At 44.3% G+C, this 23,978-nt stretch carries 21 protein-coding genes, 5 tRNA genes and 1 rRNA gene; 13 read left to right on the top strand and 14 right to left on the bottom strand.

The genetic code is table 11. From position 1 onward, the window contains the following. Positions 1 to 9 precede the first annotated feature (9 nt). Positions 10 to 125 (top strand): 5S ribosomal RNA (gene rrf / locus CW370_RS18210). A 151-nt stretch (positions 126 to 276) separates the two neighbouring features. Here the strand turns inward: rrf and CW370_RS21850 are convergent. Continuing rightward, positions 277 to 453, bottom strand: a complete 177-nt coding sequence (locus CW370_RS21850; RefSeq protein ID WP_430383951.1) for a hypothetical protein — start codon at positions 451 to 453, stop codon at positions 277 to 279. Between the two features lie 443 nt (positions 454 to 896). Between CW370_RS21850 and CW370_RS18200 the strand changes: the two genes are divergently transcribed. Together CW370_RS18200 and CW370_RS18195 are read left to right on the top strand one after the other, a co-directional pair. Next, positions 897 to 2,333, top strand: a complete 1,437-nt coding sequence (locus tag CW370_RS18200) for a SulP family inorganic anion transporter (protein ID WP_003234986.1) — start codon at positions 897 to 899, stop codon at positions 2,331 to 2,333. Between the two features lie 145 nt (positions 2,334 to 2,478). Continuing rightward, a complete protein-coding gene (locus tag CW370_RS18195) occupies positions 2,479 to 3,399 on the top strand; it encodes a bile acid:sodium symporter family protein (RefSeq protein ID WP_080262570.1) in 921 nt (306 codons plus the stop codon). 9 nt (positions 3,400 to 3,408) lie between these two features. Here the strand turns inward: CW370_RS18195 and CW370_RS18190 are convergent, their stop codons facing one another. From CW370_RS18190 to CW370_RS18130, 13 genes are all read right to left on the bottom strand, one after another. Further along, positions 3,409 to 4,161, bottom strand: coding sequence for an alpha/beta hydrolase (locus CW370_RS18190; RefSeq protein ID WP_017694920.1), 753 nt, complete (start codon positions 4,159 to 4,161; stop codon positions 3,409 to 3,411). Further along, the gene (gene feuC, locus CW370_RS18185; protein WP_024571406.1) at positions 4,158 to 5,168 is read right to left on the bottom strand and encodes an iron ABC transporter permease FeuC; all 1,011 of its coding nucleotides are present in this window, start codon (positions 5,166 to 5,168) and stop codon (positions 4,158 to 4,160) included. Before feuC ends, CW370_RS18190 begins: the two co-directional genes overlap by 4 nt. Further along, on the bottom strand, positions 5,161 to 6,165 hold the full coding sequence (locus tag CW370_RS18180) for a FecCD family ABC transporter permease (RefSeq protein WP_024571407.1): 1,005 nt from the start codon (positions 6,163 to 6,165) through the stop codon (positions 5,161 to 5,163). The genes feuC and CW370_RS18180 overlap by 8 nt, the downstream gene beginning before the upstream one ends. An 18-nt stretch (positions 6,166 to 6,183) precedes the next feature. Then, positions 6,184 to 7,137, bottom strand: coding sequence for an iron ABC transporter substrate-binding protein FeuA (feuA, locus tag CW370_RS18175; protein WP_015252974.1), 954 nt, complete (start codon positions 7,135 to 7,137; stop codon positions 6,184 to 6,186). A 90-nt stretch (positions 7,138 to 7,227) separates the two neighbouring features. Further along, complete coding sequence (gene btr / locus CW370_RS18170; RefSeq protein ID WP_024571408.1) at positions 7,228 to 8,817, bottom strand: bacillibactin transport transcriptional regulator Btr; 1,590 nt, start codon at positions 8,815 to 8,817, stop codon at positions 7,228 to 7,230. Between the two features lie 190 nt (positions 8,818 to 9,007). Then, on the bottom strand, positions 9,008 to 10,252 hold the full coding sequence (locus CW370_RS18165; RefSeq protein WP_024571409.1) for an exo-beta-N-acetylmuramidase NamZ family protein: 1,245 nt from the start codon (positions 10,250 to 10,252) through the stop codon (positions 9,008 to 9,010). Positions 10,253 to 10,265: 13 nt separating this feature from the next. Next, complete coding sequence (nagZ, locus tag CW370_RS18160) at positions 10,266 to 12,194, bottom strand: beta-N-acetylhexosaminidase (RefSeq protein WP_029946393.1); 1,929 nt, start codon at positions 12,192 to 12,194, stop codon at positions 10,266 to 10,268. Between the two features lie 27 nt (positions 12,195 to 12,221). Beyond that, the gene (gene amiE, locus CW370_RS18155) at positions 12,222 to 13,547 is read right to left on the bottom strand and encodes an N-acetylmuramoyl-L-alanine amidase (RefSeq protein WP_024571411.1); all 1,326 of its coding nucleotides are present in this window, start codon (positions 13,545 to 13,547) and stop codon (positions 12,222 to 12,224) included. Positions 13,548 to 13,603: 56 nt separating this feature from the next. After that, positions 13,604 to 14,971, bottom strand: a complete 1,368-nt coding sequence (locus CW370_RS18150; RefSeq protein ID WP_024571412.1) for a PTS transporter subunit EIIC — start codon at positions 14,969 to 14,971, stop codon at positions 13,604 to 13,606. 25 nt (positions 14,972 to 14,996) lie between these two features. Beyond that, positions 14,997 to 15,848 (bottom strand): MurR/RpiR family transcriptional regulator, encoded by an 852-nt coding sequence (locus CW370_RS18145; protein ID WP_015252968.1) that lies wholly within the window; start codon positions 15,846 to 15,848, stop codon positions 14,997 to 14,999. A gap of 16 nt (positions 15,849 to 15,864) precedes the next feature. Continuing rightward, a complete protein-coding gene (murQ, locus tag CW370_RS18140; RefSeq protein ID WP_017694928.1) occupies positions 15,865 to 16,779 on the bottom strand; it encodes an N-acetylmuramic acid 6-phosphate etherase in 915 nt (304 codons plus the stop codon). A gap of 109 nt (positions 16,780 to 16,888) precedes the next feature. Then, a complete protein-coding gene (locus CW370_RS18135; RefSeq protein ID WP_014475628.1) occupies positions 16,889 to 17,371 on the bottom strand; it encodes a GNAT family N-acetyltransferase in 483 nt (160 codons plus the stop codon). A gap of 12 nt (positions 17,372 to 17,383) precedes the next feature. After that, positions 17,384 to 17,839 (bottom strand): DUF523 domain-containing protein, encoded by a 456-nt coding sequence (locus CW370_RS18130; protein WP_024572980.1) that lies wholly within the window; start codon positions 17,837 to 17,839, stop codon positions 17,384 to 17,386. Between the two features lie 179 nt (positions 17,840 to 18,018). On the opposite strand from CW370_RS18130, the gene CW370_RS18125 reads away from it, so the two are divergent. The 10 genes from CW370_RS18125 (at position 18,019) to glmM (ending at position 23,660) form a co-directional block, all read left to right on the top strand. Then, positions 18,019 to 18,093, top strand: a tRNA-Glu gene (locus tag CW370_RS18125). 3 nt (positions 18,094 to 18,096) lie between these two features. Next, a tRNA-Val gene (locus CW370_RS18120) sits at positions 18,097 to 18,172 on the top strand. 4 nt (positions 18,173 to 18,176) lie between these two features. Next, positions 18,177 to 18,249: transfer RNA gene (locus CW370_RS18115), tRNA-Thr, on the top strand. 22 nt (positions 18,250 to 18,271) lie between these two features. Continuing rightward, positions 18,272 to 18,356, top strand: a tRNA-Tyr gene (locus CW370_RS18110). A 4-nt stretch (positions 18,357 to 18,360) separates the two neighbouring features. Next, positions 18,361 to 18,432 (top strand) — tRNA-Gln (locus CW370_RS18105). A gap of 230 nt (positions 18,433 to 18,662) precedes the next feature. Further along, positions 18,663 to 19,226 carry an RNA polymerase sigma factor SigW gene (gene sigW, locus CW370_RS18100; RefSeq protein ID WP_014478649.1) on the top strand — a complete coding sequence of 188 codons (564 nt, stop codon included), beginning with the start codon at positions 18,663 to 18,665 and terminating at the stop codon, positions 19,224 to 19,226. A gap of 13 nt (positions 19,227 to 19,239) precedes the next feature. Next, positions 19,240 to 19,866: an anti-sigma-W factor RsiW gene (gene rsiW, locus CW370_RS18095; protein ID WP_003234951.1), complete on the top strand. Its 627-nt coding sequence runs from the start codon at positions 19,240 to 19,242 to the stop codon at positions 19,864 to 19,866. Between the two features lie 160 nt (positions 19,867 to 20,026). Continuing rightward, positions 20,027 to 20,848: a diadenylate cyclase CdaA gene (gene cdaA / locus CW370_RS18090; protein WP_003223651.1), complete on the top strand. Its 822-nt coding sequence runs from the start codon at positions 20,027 to 20,029 to the stop codon at positions 20,846 to 20,848. Beyond that, on the top strand, positions 20,841 to 22,295 hold the full coding sequence (cdaR, locus tag CW370_RS18085) for a CdaA regulatory protein CdaR (protein ID WP_024571951.1): 1,455 nt from the start codon (positions 20,841 to 20,843) through the stop codon (positions 22,293 to 22,295). The genes cdaA and cdaR overlap by 8 nt, the downstream gene beginning before the upstream one ends. Before the next feature lie 18 nt (positions 22,296 to 22,313). Beyond that, positions 22,314 to 23,660: a phosphoglucosamine mutase gene (gene glmM, locus CW370_RS18080; protein ID WP_014478651.1), complete on the top strand. Its 1,347-nt coding sequence runs from the start codon at positions 22,314 to 22,316 to the stop codon at positions 23,658 to 23,660. Positions 23,661 to 23,978 lie beyond the last annotated feature (318 nt).

Genomic DNA, 23,978 nt, shown 5'->3' with positions numbered 1-23,978 from the left:
CTCAATTTGTTTGGTGGCGATAGCGAAGAGGTCACACCCGTTCCCATACCGAACACGGAAGTTAAGCTCTTCAGCGCCGATGGTAGTCGGGGGTTTCCCCCTGTGAGAGTAGGACGCCGCCAAGCAAGCTTAAACCCAGCTCATTGAGCTGGGTTTTTTATTTTATATCTGTGCTGAGTTGCTTTCGGCAGTATCCATTTTATCAAGCTTCTGCTTTTTAAAGTTTTCTAATACTTTTGAATTCCAATACAATCCCCAGCATGATCAACATGAGAGTCATAAATAATCAAAATGCAGTTTGAACGGGAGACTCATCCAGAATCCATCCGACTGCAATTGGCAGGGTAGTGCCGCCAATCCATTGACAGCGAGCAGCATGCCTGTCGTTTGTTCTGTTTTTCCATGATAAAATTGATTGGTGACAATTAAGATAATGGCGAACATGCCGGCCATAAATAAGTCCTAAGAAAAAACTAAGAATAATCCCTGCAAAAGCTGTTTTATTGATTGCCAAAATACAGAGTTAAATGAGGCCGCTCATATTTATCAGCCTGAGATAATGATGATAGGTTATTTTTTCGGAAACCGGCTCGGGTTGCCAAATGAGAGAAAAGATATTACTGTCATTAAAACGATTCTTGGTTTCATCCGGATATGATAAAATGTCTCAGACTATATTTGAGCCATTTTTTTCTTCAGCAATCATCTTGCGTAATTGATAAAAATTTATTATGATACTCTTTGTATGACAACTCCTTGCCTCAATACAATATACTCAACGTTTCCCCGTTTTCCCCGGTCGTTTTTCTTTTCATTTTCTCCCGTAAAATAAAAAAAGCTCCCAATACAATAGATATGGTGCGGATTTATTTTTTACTAAAAAGGAGTCGTTATATTTGAATAATAGTTTTACATTAAAACAGCAATGGTTCGGGAATATCCGAAAAGACATTCTTGCTGGCATTTTAGTTGCGTTAGCGTTAATACCTGAAGCGATTGGCTTTTCTATTATAGCCGGTGTGGATCCGATGGTCGGTCTTTATGCGTCATTTTGTATAGCCATTATTATTTCTATTTTTGGCGGCAGACCTGGCATGATTTCAGCTGCGACAGGCTCAATGGCAGTCGTTATGGTGTCGCTGGTTGCTGATCATGGGCTTCAGTATTTATTTGCGGCTACGATTTTGACTGGCATTATTCAAGTGATTTTAGGTATCAGTAAAATTGCAAGATTAATGAAATTCATCCCGCGTTCTGTGATGATCGGGTTTGTGAATGCGCTGGCGATCCTTATCTTCTCTGCGCAGCTTCCCCAGTTTGAAGGTGCTTCTTGGAGCATGTATGCGATGCTTGCCGGGTCGTTGGTTATTATTTATGTGCTGCCAAGGTTTACGACTGCTGTTCCGTCTCCGCTTGTGGCGATTATTGTGATGACAATTATTGCGGTCACTTTCCATGTGGATGTGCGGACGGTTGGTGATATGGGCAATATTTCTAGTTCATTGCCTCATTTCTTAATCCCTGATGTTCCGTTTACCTTTGAAACACTGCAAATTATTTTTCCTTATTCAATTGCTTTAGCGTTTGTCGGGTTGCTTGAATCTTTGCTGACAGCGCAGATTATTGATGAAATGACGGATACGGACAGTGATAAAAATAAAGAGAGCCGCGGACAGGGAATTGCGAATATCGTGACTGGATTCTTTGGCGGAATGGCAGGCTGCGCTATGATCGGACAATCTGTCATTAATACAAAAGCGGGCGGTCGCGGACGTTTGTCAGCATTTGTTGCCGGTGCTTTTCTGATGTTTTTAATTGCGGTGTTAAGTCATGTCGTGGTGAAAATCCCAATGGCGGCGTTAGTGGCTGTAATGGTTATGGTGTCTGTCGGCACTTTTGATTGGTCTTCTTTAAAAGGTCTCAAAAAAGCGCCGCTCACGGACTCGATTGTCATGGTTGTGACTGTGGTTACGGTTGTTGTGACGGATGACTTATCTAAGGGTGTATTTGTCGGTGTTCTTTTAAGTGCCGTGTTCTTTGTAGCAAAAATCTCGAAGCTGAAAATCGTTTCTCATGCAGAGGATCAAAAGCTTAGAACGTATCAAGTGAAGGGGCAAATCTTTTTTGCGTCAGTGACTGATCTTACGAATGCGTTTATATATCAAGAGGATATTGAGCGGGTTGTGATTGACTTAACTGAAGCTCACGTATGGGACGATTCTGGTGCGGCCGCACTTGATAAGATTGTTGCGAAGTTTAAGGAACAAGGCATTGAAGCTGAGTTAAAAGGTTTGAATAAAGCGAGTAAATCTCTAATGAAACAGATGGCATAAAATAGAGAAGCCCAGATGAATGAGATCTGGGCTTTTTTATATAACATACACTTAAGCAGCATTGATATAATAGAGAGAAGAGAAATTTTAAATAGGGGACTTGCATATGATGCTTCAGAAGCTGAACCGTGTATTGGGGAGAGTGATGCCGCTGTTAACGCCGACTAGTGTGGTGTTGGGCGTGCTGCTGTCTCAGTTTTTAAATGGGTATGAATGGGCTGTGCCTTGGATCTTTGCTTTTATTACGTTTGCAGGCAGTTTGAGCGCGAACTTTCAATCTTTGAGACATGCATTGTCTCATCCTCTCCCTATGATTCTTGCACTATTCGTTCTTCATATTTTCATGCCGCTTTTTGCTTGGGGCAGCGGCCATCTTATATTTAAAGGTGATCCTTTGACGATTACCGGTTTAACATTGGCTGTTGTGATTCCTACGGGGATTACAAGCTTGATTTGGGCAGCGATGTACAAAGGGAATGTCGGTTTGACACTTTCGATTATTTTAGTTGATACTGTGCTGTCACCGCTAATCGTACCGCTGAGTCTTTCATTGCTGACCGGCGCTCAGGTTCACATGGATGTGTGGGGAATGATGAAAGGTCTGATTGTAATGGTCGTGATTCCTTCTTTTTTGGGCATGCTGTTTAATCAGATGTCATCTCCAGAAAGAACTGCGTCTGTGAGCAGTGCGCTGTCGCCTTTTTCAAAGCTTTGCTTGATGGCAGTGATTGCGATTAACAGTTCAGCGATTGCTCCTTATTTCAAATCCATTGATTTGAGATTTGCAGGAATAGCTGTAACGGTATTCTTTATCGCGTTAACAGGCTATGCCGCTGCTTGGCTGATCGGAAAAATGATGAAAAGGCGGCAAGAGGAAATAGTCTCTCTTATATTTACGGGAGGCATGAGGAATATTAGTGCCGGCGCAGTTCTTGCCGTTACGTTCTTCCCGTCTCAGGTTGCCGTTCCTGTTGTGATCGGCATGCTGTTTCAGCAGATATTGGCTGCTTTGTTTGGCTATATGCTGAATCGTTTTGAATTAAAACCAATGTTGCAGAAAGCATAAAAAAACCGCTCATAGGGTTGAGCGGTTTTTTCCGTATAGCCATTCGAGCGCGTTGATGAACTGTTTGCAGAAATACTTGCGGTGGTGCACCGCTCCTTTTTCAATTGAAAGACACAACTGGTCTTCAGTGAAGCCTTTTTCTTTTAGACTTTGATGAACTTGCTTTGTTTTTTTCAGCATATGTCGCTGAATGGATTGTTTTTCACGGCCTTCTTCACTCCCGATAGACATGAAAACACGTGCAGTGCCGGGCTTTAAAGAAGATATATGAATGGTTTCCGCTGCGTTCTCGTACCAGTATGAACCTGATATAGAGCCTATTTTCCCGAACATTGACGGATATTTTAATATGGCGAACATTGAGATGAGGCCGCCTAATGAGGCACCGATCATTCCTCTTGACTGCGGTTCCCTGGTGACGTTCCAGTTTTCTTCGATTAGCGGAATGAACTGGTTCGTTATATCAGACAGATAGTGATATCCCATTCCGCCGAAGTCCGTGAACCGATCACTGAGTGATGCAGCCGGCCATGGGGTGTATTCATCAAGCCGGTTTTCGGGTTCGATACCGATCAGCACGAGTTCAGGGAGCCTTTGCTGTTGAAATGCGCTTTCTAATAATTCGATTTGGTTTTGGAACAAAGAACTGCCATCCTGCACGTAAACAGCAGGAAATCCCCCGCTGTCTGTGCTGTAGGAAGGAGGGAGGTACAGCGTGAACCTCCTGTTGCCGGCTTTGTGTTCTGAAAGAGATCCTTTCAAGCATTCTCCCCCTTTTTTTGCTTGAAAAGCAGATATAAGAAATAAGGAACTCCGAGGATCGCCAAAATGATGCCTGCGGGCACTTCTGCGGGCTGAAAAAACAGTTTTCCGGCAAAGTCTGCGCTTATCACAAGAAGCATCCCGATTAAACCGCTCAGTGGCAGGATATAGCGATGTTCGACGCCAGCCAGTCTCCGAGAGATATGGGGAGCAATTAAGCCGACAAACGCCATACTTCCCGCTACGGAGACACAGGCGCTGATGATTGCTACACAGGCTACGAGCAGGATGGTTTTTTCTTTATTTGATGAAATGCCGAGGCTTCTGACTGTGTCTTCATCAAAACGAATGGTGTCGAGCAGGCGGGATTTGCCGATAAGAATCGGTATAAACAGCAGCATCCATGGGAGAACGGCTGTGATATACGTCCAGTTGGCAGACCAGATGCTTCCGTTTTTCCACACCATGGCCATTTGATAGTCTTGCGGGTCCATTTTTAAAGATAAAAACAAAGACAGGGCGCTGAATCCTGAATTGATCGCAATCCCTACCAAAATAATTCTTCCTGAATCTAAATTGCCTCTGTGCCATGCAAATATGTAAATCAGGATCGCCGCGATGAGCCCGCCTATCAATCCAAAGAGCGGCATTCCCATCGCTGCAGCTATGGATGTCACTTCCTTCTGGCCTTGGAATAAGAGCATAAACGCTACAATGCCAGCTCCCGCCCCTGCGTTGATTCCGAGAATTCCAGGGTCAGCAAGCCCGTTTCTCGTGATGGCCTGGATAACAGCGCCTGCAATGCCAAGACCGAGTCCAATAATAGCAGCCATGACAACCCGCGGCAGTCTTAAATCGAACAACAAAATTTCATACTGCGGATTCGGGTCGATTTGAAAAAGAGCGGAGAGCAGCTCAGCAGGACGAACAGAAAATGATCCGCTCGTTAAGCTGAAATAGCTGACAACAAGAATCAAAGCGATGAACAATGCATATTTTTTAGCCATTTTGCTCCCCTCCTTTTCGTTTAATTAAATAAAGGAAGAAAGGTACGCCGATAATGGATGTTACGACCTCAATCGGTGTTTCAAACGGATAGTTGATAAATCTGCTTGCGAGATCACACAAGGTTAAAAAGATTCCGCCCAAAATACAGGAACACGGAATCAGCCTGCTGTAATCAGAGCCGACGAGAAATCTCGTGATATGCGGAACAACCAACCCGACAAACGCAATTTTTCCGGCCAGCGCTACGGCACTGCCGGTTAAAATGATGACGGAAAGCATCGCCATGATTTTAATGGTTTTTTTCTTTTGCCCCAGGCTTTTAGAAATGTCGTCCCCTAATGATACAGCGGTTACCTTTTTGCTGAGAGAAATGGCAATTATAATGCCAATCAGGAAAAACGGAGCGGCAAGCTTCAGGAAATCTGGACTCATTTGATGAAGTCTGGCACTGTACCAGAAACTGAGATCCTGAGAAATTTGAAAATAAATCGACATGGCCGCTGATAAGCTGCTGAGCAGCATGCTTGTGACTGTGCCGATGATGGCGAGCTGCACGGGGGTAAATCCGTTTGGCATCATGGCGGCAAGGCCGAATACTAACACCGCTCCTAACGCTGAGCCGATAAAAGAGTATATCATCATTTCAATCGAAGATGATTGCGGGAGCAGAACCATGCAAAGCGTAATGATAAACGCTGAACCATCTGAAACACCCATAATGGATGGCGAAGCTAAATAATTGCGCGTAATGCCCTGCATAAGCGCTCCAGAAACAGCAAGGGCTGCCCCTATGAGCAGAGCGCCGGCAGCCCTTGGAATCCGGGAATGCCATATAATTTGATGGTCTGTGTTTCCCGGATCGAAATGAATAAGAGATGTAAAAACAATATCTGTGCTAAGATGCTTTGCCCCATAAAGGATTGAAAGCAAAAGTGACAGCGCTATAGCAAATGGAGAAGTAATCAATATGATACGTGTCCACTGTTTTGAATACATACAAAAACCTACTCTGAATTAGTTTTGTGTCAATTTTTCAGCAGCCGCTTTCAGGAAACGGACTTTGCTCCAAGCTGTGCCGCCTTGTGCGAGAGGGTCCACTGAGTTGACATACACATGGTCTTCTTTGACTGCTTTAAGGCTTTTCCAGATTGGATTTTTCTCTAAATCTTTTAAGGCATCAGGTTTGTCTGCATTTTCATCATCAGAAAATTGGACGAAAATATGGTCCGGGTTCATTTCACTTAATTTTTCTAATGAAATCAGCTCTTGCGCTTTTGCAGCTTTTACTTCGTTCGGCGCCTTAAGGCCTAAATCACCGTATAGTGTGGAGTTGAAATACACCTGTTCAGGGTAAATGTAAATGTTGCCTTGTCTGATTCTGATGACAAGCGCTTTTGAATCTTTCGCTTTATCGTTGATTTTTGTTTTTGTTTCTTTTAGATCCTGTTCATAGTCTGCAATAATTTTCTTTGCTTTTTTCTCTTTTCCAGTCAGCTGGGCAAGAAGCATCATGTTTTCCTTCCAGTTTGAAGAGATATGAGAAACTGGGATCGTCGTACCTGCTGTGCTGATTTTTTGCAGTGTTTTTTCCGGAAACTTTGTTGAAGCAAGGATAACATCTGGCTTCATTTCAAGAATCTTTTCAATATTTGGCTCCATTTTTTCTCCGGTTGGTTCGGCTTTATCAGTGATGTCTTTGAACATATCAGGGAATTTGCCGGAGAATGAAATTGCGCCTTGCGGATGAACGTCAAGCAATTTCGCGTCTTCCATTGATTCAACGCTTCCCGTAATGGCAATTTTGTTTGTCGGTACAGTTACTTCATATGTTTTATCAAGGTATTCAATTTTCTTCTTCTCAGATGCTGTGCCGCTTGCCTTGCTGGCAGTTGATTCATTTTTGCTTCCGCAAGCTGCCGCTGTCAGCGCGAGAAGCAAGATTAATAAGGTAAGAGATATCTTTTTCATCTATAGAGCCTCCTGTTCAATTGATAACTATTATCAATTGGAATTATAGAGAATGAACAGATATAACACCATGGACAAATTCCTGATTTATCATGGACAATCTCCGGATAGTAAAGAAACAGTTTGCTGAACGATGCGTTCGTGCCCGCAAGCTGAGTATTCATTCCACGGATCAAGGGATAGAAGATAAACACGGTTATTCCGTACCGCGCTTAGGTTTTGCCATGCTTCTGTCTGCTGTAATTGCTGGTAGTAAGCTATGGTCTCCGGCTCTTTAAAAAGAAAAAGCATCATACAGTCAGCTTGGTAATTTGCGATATTTTCTAACGAAATCGCTTGTTCTGAAGGTGTGTCAGCCGTTGTTGCCGAGCTGAATCCTAAATCCCCAAAGAAAACTTCGCGGACACTTCGGTTATGTGCCAGATAGAAGTTTTGCTTATGCAGCCTCAAAAAGAGAAAACGCAGCCCTTGAACGTGCTGAAGTGTTTTTTTGGCGGCTGTTGTCTGCTGGTCATAATCCGCTAGCCACTTTTCTGCTTCGGACTCTTCCTTTAAAAATGAGGCAGTTTGCAGAAAGTGGGTTCTCCAGCTTTCTTCTGAAGGAAGGTACATGACTTCTGCGATGCGATTCAGGCGATCTTGTTCTTCTGGAGAAATAGAATCCATGCTGACAATCACATCTGGTTCTGCCTGTGATAACGTGTACAGGTTTTCTTCCCACTTTTCATTAAACCGGTATGCACTAAGCTGGACGGGTATATCTGTCGAATAATGCTGATAGTAGTAAGACGTCCATTTCGGATGCAGAGCGGCCGCAAAAGGTATGTGGTGAAGAGGGATGAGATGGCCCATTGTGCCCCTTCCGTATGCGGCGATTTTCTTTCGGCGTTTTTTCATATAGCTTGTAGGTGAACAGCCTGTATATTTTTTGAAGATTCTGCTGAAATAAAATTCATCTTGATAACCGGTTTGGTGTGCGATTTCTTTCAATTTGCAGTTTGATTTTGCCATGAGCCGTTTTGCCTTTGTGATTCGTGTTTTCGTAATAAATTCTGTTACGCTCTGCCCTGTCCATTTTTTAAAGCTTTCACTGTAGTGTTTGGCACTGATTCCTGCCATTTGCGACAGCTGGGCAAGCGTGATTTTTGTATCGGCATGGGTTTCGATATAGTGTTTTGTTTTTTCGATTGCTGAATGTGTATCCGTTTGATCAGATAAACTGGCAGTAAAGAGGTCATAAATCAGGCTTTGTACTTCAATCACACATTTTAGCTGAGAAAGCTGAGACGATTCATTCCATAGTGTGGCAAGCTCTTGAAGCCGGACTGCAAGATTTTCGATATGTGAAACATTCATAAGCTTCAGTTTGGCTAATTCCGATTCTGTGCACGGTGTGAAAATATCTTGTCCGGTTTCCTTGATATAGCTTTGAAGCCTGATCAGACAGGCATCTATATGTCCATCGGCTGCTGGCGTAAAGCCAAAGGTATCGTTAGGCGGACAAACATAAAGTGTCTTTTTTTGCAGAGGATTGGTGTTTGTTCCGATCGAAATATAGCCGTTTCCTTTTAAATGAAAAATCAGCACGAATGAATCGGCTAATTGCTGTTCTGAGAAGAGATCACTTGTCTTTTTTAGATATTCAATTTGTACCGGTTGATAAATCACTGCATTTTGCACGAGTAGACCACCTTTTCAGAAGCTTTCAATTGATAATCATTTTCAATAAAAATTGTACCAAATAAATGAAAGTTTTCCTATATAAAGCGGGTGGGTTTTTAGCATGAAAAAAACCCTTACTTATGTGTAAAAGTAAGGGTCTTTCGTTCAGTAAGAATATGTTACACGTGTAACATACGATGCTTACGTTCTAATAAATGAGATATTTTTTTCTTGTTTTGCTGAATTGTTGGAGTGTTTTTTCATAGCTGTTTATGATGTCCTCAACCGAAGTTCCATTTTCAATTTTTGTCCTGATCAAGCCGTTGCCTGCCAGTTTATCGAATGAACCTGTTGACAGGAACTCAAAATCCTCAGGATAGAGATCGTGTATGGTTTTAATGACTGAAAGACCCGTTTTAACGGCTTCAAACTTATCTCTGTCTGTCACATAGAGCTGCACACCGTGGCAAAGCGTTCCTTGATGTTTAGAAAACGTCGGTGTGAAGGATGCTGCCCTAAATGTTACGCCCGGCAAATGGAGGCTGTTTAATGTTTCTTCAAGTTCTGTGCTTTTGATAAATGGAGCTCCGATCAATTCGAATGGTTTTGTTGTCCCTCGCCCTTCGGATATATTTGTTCCTTCAATCAGCCCGGTTGCAGGATAAACAAATGTGCTTTCCACCGTCGGCATGTTAGGCGAAGGGAGGACGAAAGGCAATCGGGTATCGTCAAAATCCATTTTTCGTTTCCAGTGTTTCATTTTTACCACTGTAAGATCGGCATCAATACTAAATTCTTTGTTGAACAGTAAAGCCAATTCGCCTATCGTCATCCCATGCTTCAATGGAATGGGATACAATCCGACAAATGAGGCGTATTCAGGTTCTAAGATTGGCCCTTCAATATGATTCCCGCCTTGAGGATTCGGACGGTCCAGCACCATAAATGGAATGCCGTTTTCTTTAGCGGCTTCCATTGCGTATGCCATTGTATAAATGTACGTGTAGAAACGGGTCCCGACATCCTGAATGTCAAACATTAGAATATCGACATTTTTCAGCATTTCTGGAGTCGGTTTTTTCGTTTTTCCGTAGAGGCTGTATACGGGAACCCCGGTTTTTTCGTCAATGTAAGAGCCTACTTCGTCTCCAGCCTGGGCGTCACCTCGGACGCCGTGTTCAGGGCCGAATAAAGCTGTCAGTTTGATATCCGGGTTCTCGTAAAGGATATCGACACTGCTTTTCAGAGATGCGTTTACTCCGGTTGGATTGGTGATCAGTCCGATACGTTTTCCCTTGAGCTGTTTTTTATAGTCTGGCAAGAGCGTGTCTATACCAGTTTGGACTTTAGGTTTTTTAGCCGTTTGATTCTTTGAATCGGGTGAAGCAGAGGCAGCGGTTATCGTTCCGAACATCATGAGCCCTGTCAGAAAAGCGAATATTGTTTTTCTCATGTGTCCCTCCTTATTAAAGCGGTTTTCCCGTTTTGATATTTAATCCGTAGCCATATGGATAAAGGGTGTCCCCCGGGTTCGTGACTGATGGGATGTTAACTGGAAGTGTGCCTTTAGGTTTTGCCTGGCCGAAAATCGCCATCACTCCGGCCGGAATATTAGGTTGAAGATAACGGCCATTTGCGTATCCTTTAAAGCCATAGACTGCAATCAGTGCCTTTGCTTCTTCGAAATTGGCGGCATCATATGGGTTGCGCAGGCTCATTAAGACAAATGGTTTGTTGTGCTGCAGTGCGGCTTTCATGACAGCTCTCGGAAACACGGTGGCCCATTTGCTTGAATCTGATATTGTGTCGTCGATGACACCGTCGTTGACGACAGGGTCATTTTTGACGACATAGGAGCCGGTTATGATATAATCAGCCTTTTTTACTTGTTTTGCATGCTCGGCATTAAATACTTGGTTGGCAAAATTCATTTTGTCGACAGATACGGGTTTGATTTTCTTTCGCTTGATGAGATCGTGAATGGTTTGTTCGATTGAAGCAGTTTGTTCTTCGTAAGGTGCCACAATTAAGATGTGGCTGCCTTTTTTAGGCTTGAACGGCAAAGTGTGCTGTTCATTTTTTAATACGGTCACTGCTTTTTCAGCTATTTTTTTCTCTGCTTTGAGGTGACGCTTGCTTCCTACGATTTTTTGGGCTTTGGCTATTTTTTCGTTTGTACTGTCGCTGTTTCGCGCTGGATACATGCCGCGTTTTATTTTTAGGGAAATGATTCTTTCAACTGATTTGTTGATTTGTTGTTCAGGGATATCCCCGTTTTTCACGGCTTCTTTCAAAGCTTGAATAACACGTGCGAATTTCTGTTCTTCTTTCATTGAAGTGACTGAGGCTGGCATTAATGCAATATCGACACCAGCTTTTACGGCCATGACCACAGCCTCTTCCTGTCCGAAATGATCTGCGATTGCCTTCATATTGAGCGCATCGGTAACGATCACACCATTAAAGCCCATTTCCTGACGAAGAAGACCTGTCATCACTTTTTTTGAAAGTGTAGCTGGAACCAGAATGTCTGATCCATCGAGTTTGCTTTTGTATGTGGTGTCGTCGAAGGCAGGGAATTGAACATGGGCTGTCATCACCATATCAGCACCGGCATCAATTGCTTTTTGGAAAGGATAGAGTTCGACCTCCCGAAGCCGTTCTTGGCCATGGGAAACGAGCGGCAGTCCATAATGGCTGTCAACGTCCGTGTCTCCATGTCCCGGGAAATGTTTGAGGGCAGACGCGATATCCTGCCGCTGCAACCCTTTCATCGTATATAGACCGAGGCGTGATGTCAGTTCTCGATTGGAGCTGAATGACCGTACGCCGATTACAGGATTATCAGGATTATTGTTAATGTCCACGACAGGGCTGAAATCTGTATTGATGCCTAAGGCAGAGAGCTCTTTCCCGATGATGCTGCCGGTCTGATACGCATTGATTCTGCTTCTGGCTGCGCCCAGTGCCATATTCCCTGGGAAATTAGTGCCCTCCCCTAACCGCGTTACAATGCCGCCTTCCTGATCAATACTCAGCATGAGCGGGATTTTTGGACTTGCCTTTTGGTAATCGTCTGTCAGTTGGACAGTTTGTTTTGTTGTTTTTACATTTTCTGCAAAAAGGATGATGCCTCCGAATTGATATTTCTTGACGAGGCTGGCGACTTCATCATTCATTTCTGTAAGGGCTTGCGGAGAGGACTCGCCTTCCTTTTGCCAATTTCTAAAATCAGGCATCAGCATCTGACCGAGTTTTTCATCTAACGACATACGATTGACAATCTGATTGGCATCGATTGAACGTTTGGATGCAGAGGCTTCTGTCTGTCTGGCCCCGAAAAAGCATGAAAGAAAGAGAACGGCTGAAAGGATAAGCGGAAAGACAGGTCTCATAGAAACTTCCTCCTATCGTCTAATCATTCACTCCATCGCTTCATAAATCGCGGTTATGACACTTCCATAACTGCCTGTTGCAAATTGATCACCCTCAAAGACGTTTGGATTTTCTTCTGGATCAATAACTGGTGTATGCTTTTTATTTGTTAACAATGCGATGCCTAAATTGTATGCTGGATCAATAATTGTAACTGTCCCTGTCCAGCCGGTATGCCCGTAAGCATTTTCACTGGCATGAGGGCCAAACATCCATTCCATGCTTTTACTTCCGTTCCGCCTCCAGCCAAGAGCGAATGTCGGGTCTGTTGCTGAAGGTGCTGTAAACAGGTCGGCTGTTTTCTGATCAAATAAAGAAATGTTTCGGTATGAACCTTTGTTTAACATGACTTGCAGCAGTATGGCCATATCATCTGCATTTGAGAACAATCCGGCATGCCCAGACACGCCATCCATTGAGTAAAACGCTTTTTCGTCATGCACCTCTCCTTGCAGCGTGTTTGTGCGGATGTTAGGGAATTGAATAACGCCGTCACGTGTATTGCCCATTCGTTCAGTAGCTGCGAAATGTTTCGGTTTAAAGCCCTTTTGCAGCGGATTGTACAAGGTATGCTTCAGCCTGAGCGGTTTGTAGAGCTCTTGCTCCGTGTAGACATCAAGCGGTTTACCGGTGAGTTTTTCGACAATACACCCAAGTAGCATATATCCAATGTCACTGTATACGTGTTTTGTCCCGGTTTGATAATCGAGCGGAATTTTCGTCAAATATTCAATCGTTTTGTCCCGTTCTTGGGAATAGTACTTGCCGGCTTTTTCCGGCGTGTAAAAGTAAAAGCTTGATGGGAGCCCTGATTGGTGCTGGAGGACATCAATGACACGTATCTTGTCTTTTCCTTTTATGAGGTCACCCGGCTGATCCTTGAAACCCGGCAAATATGCAGAAACTTTTTCATAGACGTCAAGTTTTCCTTGGCTAACTAAGCGCTGCAATGCAAAATTTGTTGCGTACATTTTTGTATTTGAGGCTAAGTCAAACATCGTGCGGGTTTTCATTTTGGCCGGACGGCGCAGCAGTTCTGACCCTTCGTACTTTTTACTGTAGCCGTATGCTGCTTTTTTTATGATGCGTCCATCCTTCACCACCACAAGAACGGCGCCTGGAAATCCTGCTGCAATCTCCCGTTCTATCATCTGATCTACCTTCTTTAGCTTCTTCGTCGAGAATTGTGCAGTTTCTGCATTTATGGTTTTCGGCTCAACCAAGTTGTCTGCTGTTTGTGCGAAGGTTTCATTTGGCGCGAATATCGATAGGGTTAAAATGGCACTGAATATGAACAGTGTCTTTGTTTTCACAGGCTAGCCCCTTTCTGTGCTTCTATCCCGTTTACTATCCCTAAAACAGAAACAATTTAATCGAACTGAGAAGCCATTTCATCTTTATATCCGAATGCATAGGTCAATAAAAAGCCGGCCGCGTAGGAAATAAAGAGCCCAACGATATACAGGATGATTTGCGAAGGCAGGACTAGAAAGGAAAGCGGCAGTCCGGAGACACCAATCGCAATGGTGGCTACTTGAAAATACGCTTGAAAGGCACCACCGATTCCAGCTCCTAAACATGCTGTTAAAAACGGACGGCCAAGCGGCAGCGTGACTCCGAAAATAAGCGGTTCACCAATGCCGAGCAGTCCCGATGGAAGCCCGCCGGCGATTGCTTTCCTCAGTGTTGTTTTTTTCGTCTTCACGAAAACGGCAAAGGCCGCGCCTACCTGTCCTGCACCTCCCATAGCCAAAATAGGGAGCAGAGGATCATTGCCAATTGAATTGATCAGTTCCATGTGCACAGGCGTCAAGCCTTGATGCAGTCCGGTTACGACGAGAGGAAGGAAGGTTGCGCCCAGAATAAAGCCTGCAGCGATGCCGCCGATGTCCAGGATGGACAGAAGGCCGGATGTAATGGCATCAGAAATGAATCCGCCTAAAGGCATAAATACGACATACGTTACGATTCCGGTGATTAACAGTGAAACGGTGGGTGTGACAATGATATCGAGTGATTGAGGAATAAAACGGCGAATAAATTGTTCGGTGTAAGCAATGAATATGGCTGCGAAAAGGACGCCGATCAGACCTCCCCTGCCCGGGAGAAGCTCTTCTCCAAATAAACTGATTTTTACGATCTCCGGATTGATAAACAAGATCCCGGCCAAAGCCCCAAGTGCGGGTGTCCCGCCAAATTCTTTCGAAGCGTTAATACCGACGAGAATGCCGAGATAAGTGAACAGCCCTGATCCGATGACTGTCAGGATAACCGCAATTTGTGAGTCTGCAGAGAGCCAGCCTGCTTGAATAATTGCTTTGGTAATCCCAGTAATTAAACCGGAAGCGACTAGAGCGGGAATAAGAGGGATAAAAATGCTGGCAATTTTACGTAAGAAAAGTTTAAAAGGAGTGGCGTTTTTTCGATTGATATCGGCTTTCTTTTTGGCCGCTGCTTCTTTGACATCGGCACCTTCTTCTGCTGACACGAGCTTTGAGAAAGCAGCTGTAACATGATTGACGACTCCTGTGCCGAGGATAATTTGTAAGGTTTCAGCTTCAACGACCCCCAATACGCCGTCAAGCTTTCTTAAACCCTGAGCATCTGCTTTGCTTTCATCGTAAGGCGTAATGCGCAGGCGTGTCATGCAATGCGTATATGAAGAAATATTGGATTTTCCTCCGCATAGCTCAAGGATTTTCTGTGCGAGATGATGGTAGTTATTTTCTTTGCTCATTAAAACCCCTCCCCTTCAAGATGCCTTATTTTATTCTCATAGATTGTATGGCTGCTCTCGTTTTATCTATATAACCGGTTGTCGTTTCATACTGCTCAGCCGCCATGCCTAAAAACAAAACATCAATTATAAAAAGCTGGGCGAGGCGGGAGGAAGTGGCTGCACTTCGAATCAAGGCTTCATTGGAATGGGCTGTATACAAAGGGACATCAGCCAGTGCGGAGACGGATGTCTGACTGAATTGTGTGAGGCTGATCGTTGTGATGCCTTTTTCCTTGGCCATGGCAAACAGTTCAATGATTTCCTGTGTCTCTCCTGAAAACGAAATGGCGAATACGATGTCGTCTTTATCTGCATTTGCGATTAAAGATGCCACAAGATGAGTGTCTGTAAACGCGGTTGCTTGTTTATGAATGCGAAGCCACTTTTGCTGGGCGTCCTTGGCGACAATGCCGGAAGCCCCGAGGCCGATAAAATGCACGGTATGAGCTTTGAGAAGCAGAGAAACCGCTCGTTCAAGCTCTTTGTAGTCCATCAGGTCTGAAGTATCCTGAATGGCTTGAATGGCATTGCCGGCCGTTTTTTCGGAAATGGAGGGCAGCGGCTCGTGGGGAACAATATCCCGGTAGCCCTGAAACGTAGGCTTTGCCAGATCGCCCGCTACTCTCATTTTTAAATCTTGAAATCCTTTTAAACCGAGTGATTTGCAGAGCCTGATGACGGCAGCGTCACTTGAATTGGCTAAGGCGCTGATTTCGTTGACCGTGCTTTCGATTGCTTTGTGGGGATGGGCTAGGATATAATCTGCAAGTTTGCGCTCGGATGGAGGGAGCTTATGCTTCATTGATTGGATGATCGCTAAACCGCCTGTGGCCATTCTAGTTCTCTCCTTATCATGGATGGTAATGTTCGATTGCTTTGTCAATGAAACCGTTTGCTTCATCGAGTAATGTCTTTGCTTGTTTCTGATCTGTGCTTGTTTTGAGCATGACGATTGCTGTTTTGACGTGATGATCGGCTTGTTCCAGAGTGTATCTGGCTGTGTCGTATGAAGCGTTTGTAAGGCTTTGGATGATGCTGATGGCGCGTTCTTTTAGTTTTTTGTTGCTGACGTTGACGTCTACCATCAAGTTTTCGTAAACCTTGCCGATTTTGACCATTACAGCGGTAGATATCATGTTTAGAATCATTTTATGAGCGGTTGCGGCTTTCATACGTGTTGATCCTGTAATGGCCTCAGGTCCGACGACAACCTCAATGCTGTGATCCGCATCCTTGCTGATGGCGGAATTTTCATTGCAAGTAAGGGCGATGGTGTGTGCTCCGACTTTGCGGGCGTATCTTAGGGCGCCTGCGGCGTAGGGTGTGCGGCCGCTTGCTGCGATGGCAATGACGGTGTCATTTGAAGTGAGCTGTATGTTTCTTAAATCTTCAGCTCCTGCTTCTTCACTGTCTTCAATGCCCTCTGCTGCCTGTAAAAAGGCTTCGGGGCCTCCAGCCATGATTCCGATGACCTGATCTGGGCTTACGCTGTAGGTGGGAGGACATTCAACAGCATCCATGACGCCGAGTCTGCCACTTGTGCCGGCGCCTGTATATATGAGCCGGCCTCCATTTTGAAACGATTCATAAGCGCAGTCTACAGCTGTTTTGATGTCGGGGAGAACCTCTTGAACGGCTGCAGCGACTTTCATATCTTCGTTGTTGATCATTTTGAGGATGCCGAGAGTGTTTGCTTTGTGGATTTCAACTGTTTGGCTATTGCGTGATTCTGTTGTAAGACGGTGAAGGTTTAATGGTTCTGACATGAGGATGCCCCCTGTTTTAAAATGATATATCTCAATATTCAGTATATTCATTTCTGTTATGATATTTCAACTATGTTTTTAAATTTTTGAAATTTTATTTCACTCAAGACTATAAGAAATGATGAAGGATCAACTGTTCTCCAAGCGGGCCGATTCTTCGCCGTCCTTTATCAAGGAACCCGCTTTTCATATAAAGGTGTTTTGCGCGTATGTTCAGATGATTGACGGCCAAGATGATTTCGTCGCACCATGGAAAATATCCGCTCACAAAAGCGGGAAGCAAAAGCATGGCTTTTTTCGCATAGCCTTTTCCGTGATGCACAGCGTTTAAAGACAGGGAGCTGAGCAGTAAAGCAAATGGATTGTTAGAATAAGAAGCAAGCGTTTCTTTTGATGCATGTAAAATGAAAAAACCGACTGGAAGGTCGTCTTTTAAGATGACAACCGGGTATCGGTCCTGTATGCCCAGAGCCTGAGACAGCACCTCTTTCGGGAGGGAGGTAAAGCGTTTGTCATCGTTGGTGAGCGTGAATGATTGGAGCTCGGGCAAGTGTTCAGGCTTATAGAAGGATAAAGAAATGTCTTGAGTCATGGGGTGGCCTCCTTACAATATGTCGTTAAGCTCGTTTTCCGAAATGACGCTGTAGCCCGCTTGTTTTAACAGTGCGGCGGTTACTCCGCTGCCGGTGATTTTTTTGCCAGAGAATGTGCCGTTATAGATAAAACCGCTTCCGCAAGATGGACTGTTTTCTTTTAATATGACGGCAGAAGCGTTGATTTCTTTTGCGTAAGCCAATGTTTTCGCGGCGCCTTCCATATATAGTTCTGTGACGTCTTCTCCTGAAGCTGTCACGATTTTCGCTGTTCCATTGAGGACATCCTCGCCGGTGCCTCCTATGATTTCTGCGGGTTCGCGTGGGGTAGAGAAGCCGCCGAGAAGTTCAGGGCAAGCCATGACTGCTTTCTTTTCATCGACGAGTTTTCTGATTTTCTCCGACGCTGCGTGAGAGCCGTTATATCTGCATTCAATGCCTCCAAGGCAGGAACTGACTAGAATCATATTGGTTTCTCCTCTCTTGCTTTGCTTGTCTCTATCATAAAATAAATGGCTTTAGTTGGGAGGCTTTTTCAGTTAAAAAAGGAGTTAAAAAGTTTGAAAATAAAAAAAATAATTTTCCTCTTTACAAACAGGGGGTGACCTGTATATAATAACTTTTGTCAGCTCGACGAGAACACAACGGCCCGTTGGTCAAGCGGTTAAGACACCGCCCTTTCACGGCGGTAACACGGGTTCGAATCCCGTACGGGTCACCATTTGGAGGATTAGCTCAGCTGGGAGAGCATCTGCCTTACAAGCAGAGGGTCGGCGGTTCGAGCCCGTCATCCTCCACCATCTTGCCGGTGTAGCTCAATTGGTAGAGCAACTGACTTGTAATCAGTAGGTTGGGGGTTCAAGTCCTCTTGCCGGCACTGTTTTTTCAAAATTTTATGTGGAGGGGTAGCGAAGTGGCTAAACGCGGCGGACTGTAAATCCGCTCCCTCAGGGTTCGGCAGTTCGAATCTGCCCCCCTCCACCATTATTGGGCTATAGCCAAGCGGTAAGGCAACGGACTTTGACTCCGTCATGCGTTGGTTCGAATCCAGCTAGCCCAGTCACAGACACCTTTGATCAAAAGGTGTCTTTTTTCTTTTCGGGAAAATCATTCCAACTTCTAACTGTTCAGTCTGTATAATAATTTTAAAAATATGTTAAGGTAGTTTATTCACGAATTACCATCTACACCCTGCCGAAAATTTGATAAACTTATTTTATAAAAAAATTGAAACCTTTTGAAACGAAGCTCGTATACATACAGACCGGTGAAGGCAGAGGTTAGATAAATATGGAAATGATGATTAAAAAAAGAATTAAACAAGTCAAAAAAGGCGACCAGAATGCATTTGCGGACATCGTAGATATTTACAAAGATAAAATTTATCAGCTTTGCTACCGTATGCTTGGCAATGTGCATGAGGCGGAGGATATTGCACAGGAAGCTTTCATCAGAGCGTACGTTAATATCGACAGTTTTGATATTAACCGGAAATTTTCAACTTGGCTTTATCGAATCGCGACCAATTTGACCATTGACCGCATTCGCAAAAAGAAGCCGGATTATTACCTCGATGCAGAGGTGGCTGGTACGGAAGGCTTGACCATGTATTCTCAAATCGCCGCAGATGGTGTTTTGCCTGAAGATGCAGTTGTGTCGCTGGAGCTCTCAAACACGATACAGCAGAAAATTTTAAAGCTTCCTGACAAATACAGAACAGTCATCGTATTAAAGTATATTGACGAACTCTCATTAATTGAAATCGGGGAGATTCTAAACATTCCTGTGGGGACTGTGAAAACGCGGATTCACAGAGGCAGAGAGGCTCTTAGAAAACAATTAAGGGATCTTTAAGTGGGGTGATGAAATGAGCTGTCCTGAACAAATTGTGCAGCTTATGCATATGCATCTTGATGGAGATATCCTTCCAAAAGATGAACACGTATTAAATGAACATCTGGAGACATGCGAGAAATGCAGAAAGCATTTTTACGAGATGGAGAAATCCATAGCGCTTGTACGGAGCACATCGCATGTCGAAGCCCCCGCGGATTTTACCGCTAATGTCATGGCAAAATTGCCTAAGGAGAAGAAAAGAGCTTCTGTAAAAAGATGGTTCAGAACCCATCCCGTTATCGCAGCTGCTGCGGTATTCATCATTTTGATGGGCGGGGGTTTTTTTAACAGCTGGCATAATGACCACAATTTCAGCGTGTCCAAGCAGCCGAATCTTGTGGTTCATAACCATACTGTGACCGTACCAGAAGGTGAGACGGTCAAAGGTGATGTCACTGTCAAAAACGGCAAGCTGATTATTAAAGGCAAAATAGACGGGGATGTAACCGTCGTAAACGGCGAAAAGTATATGGCCTCTGCTGGACAAGTCACCGGTCAGATTGAAGAAATCAATCAATTATTCGACTGGACATGGTACAAGATGAAGTCTGCGGGGAAAAGTGTACTCGATGCATTCAATCCGAACGGAGAAGAGTAAAGCGCGTTAGCCGCTTTGCTCTTTTTTTGCGGGCTGAGAGCGCTGGCACATTTCACTTGCTAAATCGAAATGTGGTATAATGGGCTCGCTATGTAAAGTACATATGCGTAACACGTAAAACACAAAATACGAAATGACTGAAATCTTGGAGGACGAGGAAATGGCTTTTGAGGATATCCCTTTTTTGCAGTACCTCGGCAATGCCGTTGATATTCTCCTTGTTTGGTATGTGATATATAAATTGATTATGGTGATACGCGGCACGAAAGCGGTTCAGCTGTTAAAAGGAATTGTAGTCATCGTGCTTGTTCGTATGGCCAGCCAATATTTGGGCCTCAGCACACTTCAATGGCTGATGGACCAAGCGATAACATGGGGATTTTTAGCAATTATTATTATTTTTCAGCCTGAGCTGAGAAGAGCGCTTGAACAGCTAGGCCGCGGCCGCTTTTTTTCGAGGAGCGGCACGCCTGTTGAAGAAGCGCAGCAGAAAACGATTGAGGCCATTACAAAAGCGATCAATTATATGGCGAAACGCCGTATAGGCGCCTTGCTGACCATTGAGCGGGATACTGGAATGGGGGATTATATTGAGACCGGCATACCACTGAATGCCAAAGTCAGCTCTGAGCTGCTGATCAATATTTTTATCCCAAACACCCCGCTTCATGACGGTGCGGTGATTATGAAAAATAATGAAATTGCCGCGGCCGCCTGTTATCTGCCGCTTTCTGAGAGCCCGTTTATTTCAAAAGAACTGGGCACGCGGCACAGAGCGGCTGTCGGTATCAGTGAAGTAACAGACAGTTTGACGATTATTGTGTCTGAAGAGACCGGCGGCGTCAGTGTGGCAAAGAACGGCGACCTTCACAGAGAGCTTACAGAAGAAGCGCTGAAAGAAATGCTTGAAGCCGAGTTTAAGAAAAACACCAGAGACACTTCTTCTAACCGCTGGTATTGGAGGGGCAAGAAAAATGGATAAATTCTTAAACAACCGCTGGGCTGTGAAAATCATTGCTCTGCTTTTCGCGCTCTTGCTTTATGTGGCGGTTAACAGCAACCAAGCACCGACTCCGAAAAAACCGGGTGAATCTTTCTTTCCGACATCAACAACTGATGAAGCAACTCTGACTGATATCCCGGTTAAAGCGTATTATGATGATGAAAATTACGTCGTAACGGGTGTTCCGCAAACGGTTAATGTCACGATAAAAGGCTCGACAAGCGCCGTGAAAAAGGCTCGGCAGACCAAAAACTTTGAAATATATGCTGATATGGAACATTTGAAAACCGGCACACATAAGGTTGAGCTTAAGGCCAAAAACGTGTCGGATGGGCTGACAATCTCAATTAATCCGTCTGTTACGACAGTGACCATTCAGGAACGGACGACCAAAAGTTTTCCCGTAGAAGTGGAGTACTACAACAAAAGCAAGATGAAAAAAGGCTATTCTCCGGAGCAGCCGATTGTCAGTCCGAAAAATGTGCAGATTACCGGATCGAAAAATGTCATCGATAATATTTCTCTTGTAAAAGCTTCAGTGAATTTGGAAAACGCAGATGAAACGATTGAAAAGGAAGCGAAAGTGACTGTCTATGATAAAGACGGAAACGCGCTTCCTGTCGACGTGGAGCCCTCGGTCATCAAGATTACCGTTCCGGTGACAAGCCCGAGTAAAAAAGTGCCCTTTAAAATTGAACGGACAGGAAGCCTTCCTGACGGTGTCAGCATAGCGAATATTGAATCCAGCCCCAGTGAGGTAACGGTTTACGGCTCACAGGATGTGTTGGATTCTCTTGAATTTATTGACGGCGTCAGCTTAGATTTAAGTAAAATTAACAAGGATTCCGATATCGAGGCAGATATTCCGCTTCCTGATGGTGTCAAAAAAATCTCACCGTCAAAGGTGACTTTGCATATAGAAGTCGATAGTGAAGCGGATCAGAAGTTCGAGAATGTCCCTATCAAGACTGTAGGGCTGAGCAGCTCACAAAACATTGAATTTCTTGATCCTGAATCACAAGCGATAGATGTAACGGCTAAAGGCTCTCCCACGAATATAAATAAACTGAAAAAATCAGATATTGAATTGTATGTGAATGTTTCAGATTTAGAGGACGGGGAGCATAGCGTGAAGCTTGAAGTGAACGGGCCACAGAATGTAACTTGGTCCTTGGGGCGGAAAAACGCCAAAATCAAGCTGACGTCTAAGAAAAGCAATACATCAACGAATGATAACAGCAGCAATACATCAGGGAACCAGGATGACACAGATAAACAAACAAATGATCAAAAGAACAATCAGCAAGAAGATACAAAGAACACTGATAAAAACAACAACGATCAAAACCAAGACGAAAATAAAGATCAAAACCAAGATCAGGATGAGGATGAATCCACTGCGAATTCACAATCCTCATCGGAATAAAAAAGGAGCGATTATAAAATGGGCAAGTATTTTGGAACAGACGGTGTAAGAGGTGTCGCCAATAGTGAGCTTACACCTGAGCTGGCCTTTAAAGTCGGACGTTTCGGCGGTTATGTGCTGACAAAAGACAAACAACGTCCAAAAGTGCTGATAGGCCGCGATACACGCATCTCCGGCCATATGCTGGAGGGAGCCCTTGTCGCCGGACTTTTATCCATTGGCGCAGAAGTCATGCGTCTGGGTGTCATTTCTACACCAGGTGTATCTTATTTGACAAAAGCGATGGATGCAGAGGCGGGCGTCATGATTTCCGCTTCTCATAACCCAGTGCAGGATAACGGCATCAAATTCTTTGGGGGAGATGGATTTAAGCTTTCTGATGAACAAGAGGCTGAAATTGAGCGCCTGATGGACGAACCTGAGGATAAGCTGCCAAGACCTGTCGGAGCAGATCTTGGACTTGTAAACGATTATTTTGAAGGCGGACAAAAATATCTGCAATTCTTAAAACAGACAGCTGATGAAGATTTCACAGGCATTCATGTGGCATTGGACTGTGCCCATGGCGCAACGTCATCCTTGGCGACACACCTGTTTGCTGATTTAGATGCAGATGTTTCTACAATGGGGACTTCCCCGAACGGATTAAACATTAATGACGGCGTCGGTTCGACTCATCCCGAAGCGCTCAGCGCGTTTGTCAAAGAGAAAAACGCGGATCTCGGTCTTGCGTTCGACGGTGACGGCGACCGCCTGATTGCTGTCGATGAAAAAGGAAATATTGTAGACGGCGACCAAATCATGTACATATGCTCAAAACATCTGAAATCAGAGGGCCGTTTAAAGGATGATACTTTGGTTTCAACCGTGATGAGCAACCTCGGCTTCTATAAGGCGCTCGAAAAAGAAGGCATCAAAAGCGTACAGACAGCTGTCGGCGACCGCTACGTAGTAGAAGCAATGAAAAAAGACGGCTACAACGTCGGCGGAGAGCAGTCAGGACATCTTATTTTCCTTGATTACAACACGACAGGGGACGGATTATTGTCTGCTATTATGCTGATGAACACTTTGAAAGCCACAGGCAAGCCACTGTCAGAGCTTGCAGCTGAAATGCAGAAGTTCCCGCAGCTGTTAGTCAATGTGAGAGTGACTGATAAATATAAAGTTGAAGAAAATGAAAAAGTAAAAGCAGTTATTTCTGAAGTTGAAAAAGAAATGAACGGCGACGGCCGGATTTTGGTGCGCCCTTCAGGAACTGAACCGCTCGTCCGTGTCATGGCTGAAGCGAAGACGAAAGAGCTGTGCGATGAGTATGTCAATCGCATTGTTGAAGTCGTCCGGTCAGAAATGGGATTAGAGTAACGAAGTCTATTATCAGAGAGTGAACAAGACAAGCGAGGATTACATAAGATAATTGTGAGACATACGGCAAAGTTGTTTAAAAAACAATTGACCGTTTATGCCACATGTTGTAAAATCAAGCTTGTCTTGTTCTTATTTTCTCAATAGGAAAAGAAGACGGGATTATTGCTTTACCTATAATTATAGCGCCCGAACTAAGCGCCCGGAAAAAGGCTTAGTTGACGAGGATGGAGGTTATCGAATTTTCGGCGGATGCCTCCCGGCTGAGTGTGCAGATCACAGCCGTAAGGATTTCTTCAAACCAAGGGGGTGACTCCT

The organism is Bacillus sp. SN32, from assembly GCF_002837495.1.
Taxonomy (GTDB): Bacteria; Bacillota; Bacilli; order Bacillales; family Bacillaceae; genus Bacillus; species Bacillus subtilis.
Note: the sequence above shows the minus strand (reverse complement) of the source record. Positions and strands in the feature narration are given on the sequence as shown.